This is a genomic window from Mesorhizobium sp. P2_F8, from assembly GCF_056403655.1.
Map to the genome: position 1 here is coordinate 25,933 of NZ_JBFUFB010000026.1, position 13,787 is coordinate 39,719.

Genomic DNA, 13,787 nt, shown 5'->3' on the forward strand with positions numbered 1-13,787 from the left:
GACAGTCGACGATGATGAAACGTGCAAGCGCTAGAAGCCCATTGGCGGCGTGGGTGGCTTGTTCGGGCTCGAAATGCTCAGCCACTGGCTACAGAGGTTTGCCGCCACAACTGAAAATAGGCCTGCGGGGGCGGCACCCGCACGTCGTGCGCCGACACATAATTGGCGCGATTGCCACCGATGCGGAAATCGATCCCTGCCGCCTTGATCAGCGCCTCGACTGTAGGCTCGATCAGTCCGGGCTCCGGTGCAGACGGAGCCGCGGCCAGATCGTGAGGCAGATTTTCGCATTGCGCCACGTTGAACACGGTGAAGCGCTTCAGGAACGGTATCGCCTGTGCTGCCTCGTCGGTTTCCCGCGCGCGTTTCTTCTCGTCGTCAGGGATGAAGCGGTCAGCATAGACGACGGTGGTCCCGTGTTCGCCCTTGCGGACATGGCCGCCCAGCGATAGCGCCTGGCGGAAAGTCAGCCAGCCCTGGACGGGAAAGCCATGCTCGACGACCGCACCCCACAGGATCAGCACATTGATCCCCGAATAGGCACGGCCGGAGGCGGCATTGGCCGGCATGGCGAGGGGCGCTTGCGCCGCCGCCGTGCCCCAGGGCTGCACCCAGGGAAAGCGCCCAACTTCCAGCTCGGCGATGATCTTGTTGGTGATATCGTCATAGAGGCTTGTCCGGTCGGCGCCGGCGCGAGCGTAATGTCTGGACATCGCGGTTCTCCGCGACGGGCGCCGGAGGCCTCTCCTCCAGCCCTCAACCCGTCACGGCAAGCCGGTCCGTACTCTCACTCTAGACGGCGTTGCGGGAGCCTCTCGCAGAAAGGGAGACGCTCTCGAATTGGGGCAAAGGCGGTCCGTCGCCAAATCGGCAAATGTCGCTGACCATCTAGTATGGTTATCGCTACCGGACTGCGTGGCGGATGCGGTCGGTAAGCATTTGTTCGACATCGAAATAGCCCTCCCAGGCTTCGGGCAGCTGAGCCCGCGCGGCGGCGGCGAAAACATCGAAACAGTTGGCGCTTTCGCAGGATGGCAACTCCTCCCAGCTGACGGGCACCGCGCACCCCGCCCCCGCGCGTGCCCGAGTGGACCAGGGACAGATTGCAGTGGAGCCCTGGCCGTTGCGCAGGTAATCGAGAAACATTCGGCCCTTGCGCTTGGCCTTGCTCATGTTGGCGACGAAGCGCGACGGATCTGTACGGGCCAGCAGTTCGGCGAAGTCTTGGCAGAAGCTCTTGACCTCGTCCCAGTCTGCCTCCGGGACGAGCGGCACGACCACATGAACGCCCTTGCCTCCGGACAGCAACGGCCACGACTGCAGTCCAAGCGCTTCCAGGATGCCCCGAATGTCGAGGGCTGCCTGCTTGACGGCAGTGAAGCCCAAGCCCTCGTCGGGGTCGATGTCGAAGATCATGCGGTGTGGCAGATCCGGCTGCTGGCGCAGGCTTCCCCAGATGTGGAATTCGAGCACGTTCATCTGGACGCCTGCGATCAGCCCAGCCAGGTCATCGATCCACAAGATCCGGCTTTCCTTCCCGGACATCTTCTCCAACTGGCCGTCATGGATGGCCTTGGGCATGCCTGGCAGTCTGTGTTTCTGAAAAAAGGTCTGTTGCAGGTCGCCGTCGGTATCGCGCACCAGTGATAGCGGCCGATCCTGGATGTGCGGCAGCATCTTCTCGGCGACCACGGCATAGTAGGCGGCGAGCGTGGCCTTGGTCACCTTGGTCCCCGGATACATGACCTTGTCCGGATGCGTCAGCTTGACGCCGACAGCAGCGGCGATCTCCTTGCCGATTCCCGGATCGAGACAGGCGGAGCCAAGAGTTGCCGGCGTCTTCGGCATTTCCATCACCACCTGGTCGGCTGGCTTGTCTTCCCGCATGCCCTTAAAGCTTGGATGCCGCAAGCTGCCGTCCGATGTCACTTCGGCATAGGTGACCTCGGCAACAAGCTCGGGGATCACCCATCGGGCACGGCGGGCAATGTCTCGCGGAACGGAGGCGAAAGCCGGTTTCTCAACACGGCGTGTGTCGAGCTTCGCGAGGATGTCCTTGCGCATCGCCGCGGTGAACCCCGTGCCGACGCGGCCGCGATAGATGAGCTTGCCATTGTCGTAAGTGCCGAGGATTAGCGAGGCCATGCCATGTCCTGTGTCACTTGGTCGATAGCCGCCGACGACGAATTCCTGTCGCTTCGTGCACTTGATCTTGAGCCAACTCCCGGTGCGGTCGCCGACGTAGGAGCTGCCGGCACGCTTGGCGATGACGCCTTCGTGGCCGCCCTCGCACATGGCGTCGAACACCCTTTTGCCTTGGTCGACGATGTGGCTGGAGAATTGCAGGCTTTCGTCAGGGCGGCGCGCGCCCAGCAGCGACTCAAGCCGCGCCTTGCGCTCGAGCAGCGGCTGGTTCGACAGATCTTCGCCATCGCATTCAAGCAGATCGAAGGCGTAGAACTTGAGGGGCATACCCGCGGCAATGCCGGTTTTCAGCATGGAGAAGTTCGTGCGGCCCTGGCTGTCGATCGCGACGATCTCGCCATCGATCAGCACCGCGCCTTTGGTCAGTCTCTGAAGCGGCGGCAGGATGACCTTGAACTGTCGGGTCCAGTCRTGGCCATTGCGGGTATAGACGACGACGTTCGAGCCGGAGATGGCGACTTGGGCACGATAGCCGTCGAACTTCATCTCGAAGAGCCAATCCCCGCCCGCCGGTATCTGGTCTGTCAATGTGCAGAGCTGGAACGACCGAAACCCGGGCAGCGGATATGTAGGGATAGATTCTGAGTCTCTGCGCCGCGTGCGCCTTTTGCTGATGCTGAGAGTGCCATCTACAACCGACATACGGAACTCGGATACATAGTCCCATTCAATACCCTGCCCGGGATTCGGTTCCATGCCCAAGCATCTCTGCGCCGGCGACCGTCGGCGCTCAAAGGAAGAACGGCGTATAAGCCGCAGTCCTGCGCGCGTCCGTAAAACGGGCGATTGTCGCGCGCAGGACGTAGGAAATTCGCCCCCGCCGCGGGCGGTGAACGGGACAGCCGTAGGAGCGTCAGCATAGCGCCGGCCGCAGGACGGGACGCGGGACCGACTGTCCCCGTCCGCGGCGGTCCGCGTGGATCTCGGCAGCAGGCGTTGGCTCCCTGTTACGCTTTGATCACAGCCGATCGTTGATGGCTGTTGACGCCGCCTTGTGGGCGCGCGTCTGTACTCGATGCGCATAGAAGGCGTAGAGGCGCGCGTCGATACCAAGCTGATCCGCAGAGGCAGTTCAATAAAGACGGCGTCCGTCCGGAGTGGACGAATTCACCTGGAAGGAGCGTCGGTAATGCATTGGGCTGGTGTTGAAGCGGGCCCGAAAAGCTCGGAAATATGTCGCGGAAGACGTAAATCCGCTTGCTAATCCGGTTTCCCGCACGCTTAGCGTGCTATAAAGAAGCAATTCCTTAGCGCGCTGCAGTCGAAACGTAATGTAGTAGTTCTTTGGACTTGCTTTTAAATGCTTCCTGAATAAATGCTGAAGCTCTCTTTGGGAGATTCTGCATTCATTCGCCATGGCTTGGATCGACAGCGGATCCTCGATGTTGTCTTGCATCAGTTTCTGCGCACAAAGAAGAACAGGATTTGAATGCCAAGCGTTGCCATTTATGATTTGACGTTGTTGACCTGTCTCGCTTTTGACTGACGGGTAAATCATCTCGTTTGCGACAACATCCCGCAAAACCCTGCCGCAAAAACGATCCAGCATGAAGAGCGCATAGTCCAGGCAGGCGGCCTGGCCCGCGCAGGTCGACCGGTTTCGATCTACGACAAACAGCTGTTCGACGATCTCCGTTTCGGGATATAGCTCCTTGAACGACGCCAACGTGCTCCAATGGCCCGTGGCCTTGAAACCATTGAGCAGCCCCGCTTCCGCGAGAAGCAGCCCACCAGCGTCCAATCCGCAAAGATGGGCGCCAGCAGTTGCCTGCCTCCGGAGCCATCGAAAAAGCGAGGCTTTGCCTTGTCCGCCCCAGGCATACGAGGAGTACAGAAGCACAAGGTCGTAAGTTGTCGGCGCGTCGATCGTGGCTGTAGCGGGAATCGAGATGTCGAGATTGGTGTTGGTGCACTGGCCGTCGATAGAAACAAATTCGATCGTGAAAAGGCGCGATTTGCTCATCCGGTTGGCGGCGCGAAACGGCTCTATCGCCAGAAGCGTGGCGTAAAGCGACGGCTCAATGCAGACGACCGCTATGCTGTGCTGGGCGTCAAAGGGCGACGTTCGATTCCGTTTCTGTTCCATCCAACGGTGCTCGTATCCAAACGTCCCTAATGCTGACCAGCGTGCCATGGTTTAAGGGGGACTAGCGATAAGCGCAATCCTTATTGCGTAATGCGCTATCGGCCTTCGTCTGCGAGCTGGCGCTGCCAGGTCCCCATCGCGCCCGCCGCTCCAATGAGGCCGTAGCGTCTCTTGGAAACGTGACCTTGACCTATTCGTTGGAAGCCCTCCATCCATCACGACCATATCGTGCTTCAGGATCTTGGACTTGATTGATGGGGAACACTTCAACGGCGCAACTTGGGCGAATTGGAAGACCAAGTTCACCAGGCGGTCGCCACCCGAACCGTATCCGACGGCTTTGGCCACTCTGATCGCCCGCCGAGCGGAGCACATTGATAAAAAGGGAGAGCGCAGACTTGAGGATTGGTAGCGGCGCAAACCTTGTGGCCATTACCATTGGCACAGCTATTGCGCCCTTCTCCGACCGCGATTCCGTCTTTAGGTGTTTCACGTCCTTCGAAGCTCCATTGATCGACAGGGCTAAGACCCTGGCTGCGCCGTTCATCCTCAATCGGCATCCCGACTGCGTCAAGCGTTGAAGGCCGAGGAAAGCCTAGCCTTACCGCCAGACCGCCTATCAGGCGCGGTCGGCTCGAACAGGATTGCGGTAAACGCAATGTTGTTGGCGCAAAGCGATATGCATGGGCCGCAATTCGCTGGCAAGCTACTGAAGGGCTGCGCCTAGAACCGCGCTACGCGCTCAGTGACGAGCCCAGGATACGATGGGAGATGACAATTCGCATCACTTCACGGCCAGTGCGTTAAACATAGACATGCACGATGATATATCATATCAAGGGCTAATAATGCCGGAAGACGTAACAATGGGAGTTGCTACAATGATGGTTATGCAGAACAGCGGTGCCCACGCGGCTCGCATCCTTCGGAGAAATACGCTCGCTCTCTCGCTGGCGGGTGCGGCGATGCTGATGCCCTTCGGTGTTGGCGCGAGCCAAGCGCAAGACAAGCCACTGGTGGTCGCGCGCGATATGGATATCAATTCCTTGGATCCCGGGCGGGCGTGGTGCGACACTTGCCAGATCTATTTGACGTCCACTTATGCGCGCCTTGTGAATCTCGACAAGGATAACAAGACGATCGTGCCGATGTTGGCGGATAGCTGGACAGTCAATGCCGACCAGACCCGTTTCACGTTCAAGCTCAATCCGAAGGCGGTCTTTTCCGATGGCTCGCCGGTGGAAGCGAAGGACATAAAATGGACGCTGGAGCGATTCAAAAACGTCAAAGGCAACGCCTCATATCTTGTGGATCCGATAAAATCGATCGAAACGCCGGACGCGCAGACCGTCGTCATTGATCTCAACGCGCCAAACTCGGAGTTCCTGAGCGTTCTGTCCGCGCCTTTTCTGTCCATCCTCAATTCCAAGCTCGTTGCGGAACACGGTGGCGACGCCGGACCAGACGCTGCTACCAAGGACACTGCGGAGCAATGGCTGCTCGCCAACTCCGCAGGCGCGGGTCCGTTCGTCCTCGCCTCATATAGCCCGAACCACGAGGTACGGCTGAAGCGCAACGACAAGTTCTGGGGCACGCCGGCCGCTCTCTCCGAGATCATCCTCCAGCAATCGAAGGGTGGCGTGAGCCAGCTTCAGCTCTTGGAGGGCGGTAGCGCTGACATCGCGATGCAAGTGGACCCGACCACGGCCAAGGGCATAACCAATCCGGACATCGTCGTTGATGCCCAGCCCTCGCTTAACATGGTCTATGTCGCTCTTTCTCCCGGGGCCAAAAATCTGTCCAATCCGCTGGGAAGCAAAGTTCGCGAAGCGATCGCCCACGCGATCGACTATGATGGAATCATCGATTTGACCCTTGACGGCAAGGGCCGCCGCCTTGCGACTGCCATTCCGGAAGGCTTCCCCGGAACCGGCGGTGCGGAACCCATCTCCTACGATGTGGAGAAGGCAAAGGCGCTCATGAAGGAGGCGGGTGCCGAGGACGGGTTCACCATCGATACCGCGTTTCCAAACGTCAACACATACGGTGTCGACTACAGCTTGATGATGCAGAAGATCCAGCAGGATCTTTCGGAAATAAAGGTTCAGCTCAACCTGGAGCCAATCGAGTTCACCGTCTGGCGCGAGCGTATAAACGGAGACGGGATCCCGTTCACGGCGGTTTTCTATGCACCCGATTATTTCGGGACCGCGCAATACATCCAGTATTTTTCGATGATGAAGGATACCGCTTGGTACAAGCGGGCTGGCGCGGGTAAAGATCCGAAACTCGCCAGGCCCGAAGCCGCGGAGCTGTTGCAGAAGGCTCTCGCCACGAGTGGGGCTGAAAGTGACGGCTATTTCCGCAAACTTGCCGTCGGAATGGCCGAGGATCATATCATCCTTCCGATCGTTAGCCCCGACAACATCTTCGTCTACAAGAAGGGCCTGTCGGGACTTCGTTTCAGCGCCTGCTGCAACATGGTTTTGTCCGAAATTTCCTGGAAATAGAGCCGACCTTTTCTAATGAAACAGAACCGATGCCGGAGAGTGTATCTCCGGCATCCGGGTATTTTTCCCTTAAAAGAGGTATTTATTATCATGCCAACGGAGTTTGATCGCGACGTCGTGGTCATCGGCGCCGGTCTGTCGGGTCTCAATGCCGCGACCCTGTTGAAGGAAGCCGGCCTTTCGGTGATCGTGGTCGAGGCGCGCAATCGCGTCGGAGGACTCACATATTCTCCTACAAGCGCGGCCTATGGAGGGCGCGTTGATCTTGGCGGACAGTGGGTATCGCCCAAGCATGGACGCATCAACAAGCTGATTGACAAGTACACGGTTCCGTTGATCAAGCAGTTCGTGACGGGGCAGCGGGTTTGTCTGCACGGTGAGGACGCGTTTGTCGGGGCAATGGGGACGGTTCCCGGTCTCAATGACGATGAGCAGACCGCGTATAAAAACGCCTTCGGAAAATTATACGAGGCCATGGACCGGATTGCGGCCAACCCATGGGAGAGCGCCGATGCCGATCAACTGGATTCCATCACTTACGCGACCTGGGTAAACAGCGTGTGCGAGCCAGGACGGGTTCGCGGGGCAATGACGCGCATCCCGGGAGCCTATTATGGAGCGCTGGCTGAGGAGATCTCCGCCCTTGAGTTGCTCCAGAAGCTGAAGTCTTGTGGCGGGCCTATCTTTATGTCGTCTACCGAGGGCGGCGGCCAGTCAGCCCATATGATGGGAACCCAGATCGCATCGGAGGGAATGGCGCGCGATCTTGGTGACGACATCGTGCTTTCGGCTCCCGTGCGAACCGTGGATTGGACAGCGAAAGGTGCGAAGGTTCACACGGAAGCCGGCGTGTGGCGGGCCCGCTATGTCGTATTCGCCACCTCGCCGACCATGATCAACCAGATACGCTTCACGCCCCAACTGCCGTCAAAACGCAGAATGCTGCATCAGCGCTTCCCCAACGGGCGCAACACCAAAGCGGTCATCGTCTACGACAGGCCGTTTTGGCGTGACCGCAACCTCAATGGCAACGTCATCTCCACCGATGGGTCTCTCACCGCGGCGTACGACCTTGGGGACGAAGAGGCGCGCAAGGGCATCCTGATCACACTGTTCACCGGACTTCCCGCTTACCGTGTCGACAACCTCGCGCCTGCGCAGCGAAAGGCACGCGTTCTCCAGCTGCTGACGCAGGCTCTGGGACCGGAAGCGCAAGACCCGGTCGAGTATATGGAACGGGTTTGGGCGGATGAAGAATGGTCCGGGGGGGCATCGAGCCCCTTCCTGACACCAGGTGCGCTGACAACAATAGCTGGTGACCTTCGCGAACCGGTAGGGCCTCTGTATTGGGCCGGCACACACATGTCGCCGGAATATAGAGGATACATGGAAGGAGCCCTGGCTGCGGGTGAAATCGCTGCCAGGCGAATAACGGAGGCGTGTTAACGGCGACGGGATAAAAGAGTCAGAACTGGTACGCCTTATCGTAAAGTAACTGAGTAGCGAGACTCCGAATGCTAACATACGTCCTGAGACGGCTTCTTGCCATGCCCCTGCTTTTGCTCGGCGTGGCGGCCTTGGCCTTTTGCCTTTCTCACATGACGCAGGCCGATCCCCTCGCCGCCCTGGTTAGCGATCGAATGACGAACAACCCCGAGGTCGTGGCTGCAGCGAAGGAACGTTGGGGGCTCGACAAAAGCCTGCCCGAGCAGTTTCTCATCTATGTCAAGAACCTCGCCACCGGCGATTTCGGTGTATCTTTTCGCACGCGCAGGCCCATCCTGACGGACATTGCAGAGCGACTTCCAGCGACACTTGAACTCGTCATCGCAGCGATGATCTTTGGCACTCTAAGCGGTGTATTGCTTGGGATAGTGGCCGCGCGCTTTCGCGATAAGTGGGCGGATTACATTGCCCGCCTGTTCGCATTGTTTGGCTCGACGATACCCGTCTTCTGGTCGGGTCTACTGCTTCTCTACATATTCTCGGTTCAGTTTTCGCTCATACCAGGGCCGGGTCGTTTTGATCCGCGCGGCGAACCTCCGCCCTTCGTAACCGGGATGTACACGATAGACGCGCTTGTCGCCGGCGATTTCCGGGCTTTCCTGACAGCACTCCATTATCTCCTGCTGCCCGCCTTCGTTCTCGGCTGGTCCGTGACCGGAATCCTGGCCCGCCTGGTGCGAGCCAGCATGCTCGATGTCCTGGGCCAAGATTACATTCTGGCGGCCCGAGCGAAGGGCGCCGGAGAGAGACGCACTCTGTTCAAGCATGCATTGCCCAACGCCATGATCCCCACGCTTACGATCATCGGATATTCTTTCGCCTATCTGATCACCGGCGCCGTGCTGACAGAATCCGTCTTCGCATGGCCCGGCATCGGATCCTACGCAGTGGATTCGGCCAGAACGCTCGACTATCCCGCGATCATCGGCGTCTCGCTTGTGGGCGCGGCCGCCTTCCTGTTCTCCAACCTGATCACCGACGTCGCTTACGCATTCGCCAACCCTCGTATCAAGCTGAGCTGAATGGCATGACTTCCATCGTTTCGATAGCAAGTTCGCCGCGCCAGTGGCACATAGCGAGGCCTGCCCTGCTGATTGGTATAGGCATCCTTGCCGTGTGGACGGCAATTGCGTTGACGGTTGACTTCTGGGCACCTTACGCGCCTCTTAAAATTGTTGGCCGGCATCTCCAATCTCCCTCTTTGGCCCATTGGCTGGGAACCGACTCACTTGGCCGCGACGTGCTGATCCGCACGTTCTACGGCGCCCAATACTCCCTATCCATTGCCGTCATAGTTGTTGCCGCCTCTGTGCTCATTGGCTCAGCCCTTGGGGCACTATCCGGTTTTTTTGGCGGCTGGGTCGACTCCTTGCTGATGCGCCTTGTCGACGTAACCTTGTCTTTCCCGCCAGTGTTGCTGGCCATGTCTATCGCTGCCTCACTTGGACCAGGGGTACAAAGCACGGCCATCGCTATCGTCGTCGTATGGTGGCCTGTTTACGCGCGCCTGATGCGAGGCCAGGTGCTCGAGGTCCAGTCTCGAGACCACATCGAAGCGGCGATTGCCGGCGGAGCCTCGCGAACACGGTTGCTTCTGAAGCACATCCTGCCGCTTTCCTGGACTCCAACGATCATCAGCGCCACCATGGATTTCGGGCAGGTCGTCCTCTTGGCCGCGTCGCTGAGCTTCATTGGATTGGGCGCCAAACCACCGACCCCCGAATGGGGCTCGATGATAGCCGAAGGCGCCGCGCACTTCTATTCCTGGTGGATCGCGTTTGGGCCGGGTCTTGCGATCTTGTCTATCGGCCTTGGCTGCAACTTCGTCGGAGATACGCTCCGCGACATATTAGATCCGAAGGATGACTAGTCGTGACGTCCGATAGCCCCTTGCTAAAAGTCGACGATCTGCGCGTTACGCTGCGACGAGGGATCGAGGTCGTGCGCGGTGTGAGCTTCAGTGTCCACGCGGGAAAGGTCGTGAGCATCGTCGGCGAATCCGGCTCTGGCAAATCCATGGCAGTTCGCGCCGTGATGGGCCTGCCGCCGCCCTTGGCTTCACTATCCGGATCGATATTGCTCAATGGCGAGCAACTCATCGGGGCTCCGGAGCGCCGTCTAAAGCAATTGCGCGGTTCGAAGATCAGCATGATCTTTCAAGATCCGATGACGGCTCTGAACCCAGTCGTGAGGGTCGGGGAATTGATCGCGGAAGCGGTGCGACTGCACAATCCCCAAATGTCGGCGAGGCAGGCCGCCCTGCGTGCGATTGAATTGCTGGAAACCGTTGCCGTGCCTCAGCCTGACGTCCGCGCAAGGCAATACTCGCACCAGTTCTCTGGCGGTATGCGCCAGCGGGCCATGATCGCAATGGCCATAGCAAACAATCCTGACGTCCTGATCGCTGACGAGCCGACAACGGCTCTCGACGTGACCGTGCAGGCGCAGATCATCGAGGTCTTGGCGAACTTGCGCCGGATGTTTCCGGTCGGGCTTGTGTTGATCACACACGATCTCGGCGTGGTCGCCGGTGTCGCCGACACCGTCGTGGTGATGTATGCCGGAAAGGTGGTCGAGACAGGCGAGGTGCGCGATATTTTTCATAACTCACGGCATCCCTACACGCGCGGCTTGCTGGCGTGTCTCCCCGATATCGAGAAGAAGGGCGGCAAGCTGATACCAATCCCCGGCAACCCCCCATCGCTATCGACAAGACCGAGTGGCTGTCCGTTTCGCCCGCGTTGTCCAATCGCGCGAGACATCTGTGCCCACCAAGAGCCACCACTCAGGCACGTGGATCGCGTTGAGACCGCGTGTCATTTCGCCGAAGAGCTGCGCTCGCCCGGCGCGCCTGCACTCCAAGCCACCGGAGGCCACGGATGACGACAACCATGACAGCGCCTCTGGGCCAGGAAACGCCGGTCCTTTCCGTCAGGAATCTGAAGAAGTCCTTCGATATACGGGGCGGGCTCTTTGGCACGAGGCTGGCCATGCAGGTACACGCCGTGTCTGGCATATCATTCGAGCTGTTTCGGGGGGAGACGTTCGGGCTCGTCGGCGAGTCCGGATGCGGCAAATCCACGCTTGGAAGATGTATCCTTCGACTTGTTGAACCCACCTCGGGCGAAGTCCATTTTTCAGGCACCAACATAACGAAACTCCCGCGCAACCAGATGCGCAAGTTCCGTCGCCACATTCAGATTGTTTTTCAAGATCCCCTCGCCTCACTTCACCCGCGCATGACAGTGCGATCAATCATCGCCGAACCTTTGCGTCTGATTGGGGTGACAGGAGCGCCCGCGCTAAAACGCGCGTCGGAGCTGCTCGATTTGGTTCGACTGTCGCAAGAACACGGTGACCGATACCCACATGAGTTGTCCGGGGGTCAGAGGCAACGCGTGGGTATAGCACGCGCCCTGGCCCTTGAACCGACCGTTCTGGTTCTTGACGAACCGGTTTCCGCGCTTGATGTGTCCATCCAGGCCGGCGTCCTGAACCTCCTGGAAGAGCTGCAGGAAACGCTCGGAATCTCCTACGTTTTCATCGCCCACGACCTTGCTGTGGTGCGCCACGTCTCCGATCGGCTAGCGGTCATGTATTTGGGGCGCATCGTGGAAATCGGAGAGGCCTCAGACATCTACGAACACCCGGCCCATCCATACACGAGGGCCCTATTGTCGGCAGTTCCTTTGCCTGACCCAGACAAGGAGCGCCAGCGCCAGCGCATAACGCTGACAGGAGACGTTCCAAGCCCGATGAACATTCCTTCCGGCTGTCCCTTCCGCACCCGCTGTTGGAAGGCGCAAGACATCTGCAGGGAAGTCACCCCACAACTGGAAACGCGCTCCCAGGGCCATGCCGCCGCGTGCCATTTCCCGGAGGCCTAGATGCGGCGCACAACCCGAACCTTGGATAGTCGGCAGGGGGCGACTTGAGTTCGAACAAACAGCTGGTTTTCGGCGCCGTGGCAGATGATCTCACCGGCGGCTCCGAACTCGCATCCATGCTTGTGGCAAGGGGCGTCCGGACGCGTTTCACGATCGGCACGGCGACAGATTCTGGCGCGGATTTCGATGCCCATGTAATCGCACTCAAGACACGCGTGGTTTCCGCCGACGAGGCGATCTCGCAGGTCTTGCAGGCTGCCGAAACACTCCTTGCCCGAGGCGTACGACAGATATTCTTCAAGTATTGCGCTACCTTCGATTCAACTGCCGATGGCAATATTGGCCCTTGCGCCGAGGCTCTGATGGATCGGCTTGGCGCTCGATACGCTCTTTTTTGCCCTGCATTCTGCGAAACAGAAAGGACGGTCTATCAAGGTCACATGTTTGGGGGCCCGCAACTGTTGGCCGAGTCGCCGAAACGCAACGACCCGCTGACGCCAATGACCGACTCTAACTTGGTGCGGGTCCTGCAACGGCAGTCTCGCCGCAAGGCGGGCCTAGTGAATTACAAGGCGGTCGACTCGGGAGCAGCCGCTATTCGTGCCGCGTGCGAAACCCTGGCCGACCAGGACATTTCGCTTGTGCTGGTAGACACTCTACACGAGCGCCATCTGGCCTCCATTGCCGAAGCCAGCGTTGACATGCCGCTCCTGACCGGTAATTCCTCGATTGCCGCGCATCTTCCGCCAATCTGGCTGCGAGATGGACTTATCTGCGCCACGCACTCCGGCACGCTCCCCGGCGTGATGGGACCGGGCGCTGTTCTGGTGGGAAGCGTTGCCGAGCAGACACTGCTGCAGCTTGAGTGGTTTGCGCGAACTTATCCATTCATCACCGTGGATTTGGAACGCGCCTTCGCCGGCGACGATGTCGTGGGGGAAGCGATTGATTTCGCACGCAAGGCGATTTGCGACAACGTCCCGTTTGCGATCAGCACGGCGCAGCCTCATGGTTCCGTCGAACGGCTGCAGTCGAGGTACGGGCGCTACGAGGCGGCTGCCAAGGCAGAAAATCTCCTGTCGCGTGTTGCGACCACGATCACCCTGGAGCTGGGCGTGCGGCGGTTGGTGGTGGCGGGGGGGGAAACGTCGGGCGCCGTCGTCTCGGCGCTCGGAATATCGGAAATGACCGTGGGACCCTATCAGGGTCCCGGAATGGCGCGCGCGGTGACCTCACTGCCGGACCGGCTGGCGTTGATGCTCAAGTCGGGCAAACTAGGCAAGCTGGATGTGTTCCAGACCGTTCTGGACGAAATGCAACGCGATTTGGCCTATACGCCCGCCTCGGAATGGCCGCCTTTAAAAAAATAACAACATATTGAAATGTCGACCTCCACTGCCGCAGGATATTCATCTCGTCTAGGCCTTCGCTCTCAATCTGTGACCGTGAAGCCCAGCATGGCCTCTCGGCTCCGTGCCTGCCTGGAGTGGCCAGTCGAATGCCGGCTGAAACAACCGCTGGCCACCTTCGACCGGTCTCGCGTCTCTCCACGATCACTGCGTTTATGCTAGACACCGACGTCCACCATGATAT

At 59.3% G+C, this 13,787-nt stretch carries 9 protein-coding genes and 1 pseudogene; 7 read left to right on the top strand and 3 right to left on the bottom strand.

Annotated features, from left to right (window positions below; translation table 11 throughout):
- Window positions 1-89: 89 nt before the first annotated feature.
- From AC1DZP_RS33215 to AC1DZP_RS33225, 3 genes and pseudogenes are all read right to left on the bottom strand, one after another.
- Window positions 90-713, bottom strand: a pseudogene (locus AC1DZP_RS33215) (ArdC family protein); the annotation flags it as partial.
- 190 nt (window positions 714-903) lie between these two features.
- Window positions 904-2,847, bottom strand: a complete 1,944-nt coding sequence (gene ligD / locus AC1DZP_RS33220; protein ID WP_477308308.1) for a DNA ligase D — start codon at window positions 2,845-2,847, stop codon at window positions 904-906.
- A 430-nt stretch (window positions 2,848-3,277) separates the two neighbouring features.
- The gene (locus AC1DZP_RS33225; RefSeq protein WP_477308298.1) at window positions 3,278-4,291 is read right to left on the bottom strand and encodes a GlxA family transcriptional regulator; all 1,014 of its coding nucleotides are present in this window, start codon (window positions 4,289-4,291) and stop codon (window positions 3,278-3,280) included.
- A gap of 884 nt (window positions 4,292-5,175) precedes the next feature.
- On the opposite strand from AC1DZP_RS33225, the gene AC1DZP_RS33230 reads away from it, so the two are divergent.
- The 7 genes from AC1DZP_RS33230 (at window position 5,176) to otnK (ending at window position 13,564) form a co-directional block, all read left to right on the top strand.
- Complete coding sequence (locus AC1DZP_RS33230; RefSeq protein ID WP_477237962.1) at window positions 5,176-6,801, top strand: ABC transporter substrate-binding protein; 1,626 nt, start codon at window positions 5,176-5,178, stop codon at window positions 6,799-6,801.
- Window positions 6,802-6,816: 15 nt separating this feature from the next.
- Window positions 6,817-8,247: a flavin monoamine oxidase family protein gene (locus AC1DZP_RS33235; RefSeq protein WP_477308300.1), complete on the top strand. Its 1,431-nt coding sequence runs from the start codon at window positions 6,817-6,819 to the stop codon at window positions 8,245-8,247.
- A 68-nt stretch (window positions 8,248-8,315) separates the two neighbouring features.
- Window positions 8,316-9,329, top strand: coding sequence for an ABC transporter permease (locus AC1DZP_RS33240; protein WP_477237756.1), 1,014 nt, complete (start codon window positions 8,316-8,318; stop codon window positions 9,327-9,329).
- Window positions 9,330-9,334: 5 nt separating this feature from the next.
- The gene (locus tag AC1DZP_RS33245) at window positions 9,335-10,177 is read left to right on the top strand and encodes an ABC transporter permease (protein WP_477237754.1); all 843 of its coding nucleotides are present in this window, start codon (window positions 9,335-9,337) and stop codon (window positions 10,175-10,177) included.
- 2 nt (window positions 10,178-10,179) lie between these two features.
- The gene (locus AC1DZP_RS33250; RefSeq protein ID WP_477308302.1) at window positions 10,180-11,190 is read left to right on the top strand and encodes an ABC transporter ATP-binding protein; all 1,011 of its coding nucleotides are present in this window, start codon (window positions 10,180-10,182) and stop codon (window positions 11,188-11,190) included.
- Window positions 11,187-12,194: an ABC transporter ATP-binding protein gene (locus AC1DZP_RS33255; RefSeq protein WP_477237750.1), complete on the top strand. Its 1,008-nt coding sequence runs from the start codon at window positions 11,187-11,189 to the stop codon at window positions 12,192-12,194. The genes AC1DZP_RS33250 and AC1DZP_RS33255 overlap by 4 nt, the downstream gene beginning before the upstream one ends.
- A gap of 44 nt (window positions 12,195-12,238) precedes the next feature.
- Window positions 12,239-13,564, top strand: coding sequence for a 3-oxo-tetronate kinase (gene otnK, locus AC1DZP_RS33260; protein ID WP_477308304.1), 1,326 nt, complete (start codon window positions 12,239-12,241; stop codon window positions 13,562-13,564).
- Window positions 13,565-13,787 lie beyond the last annotated feature (223 nt).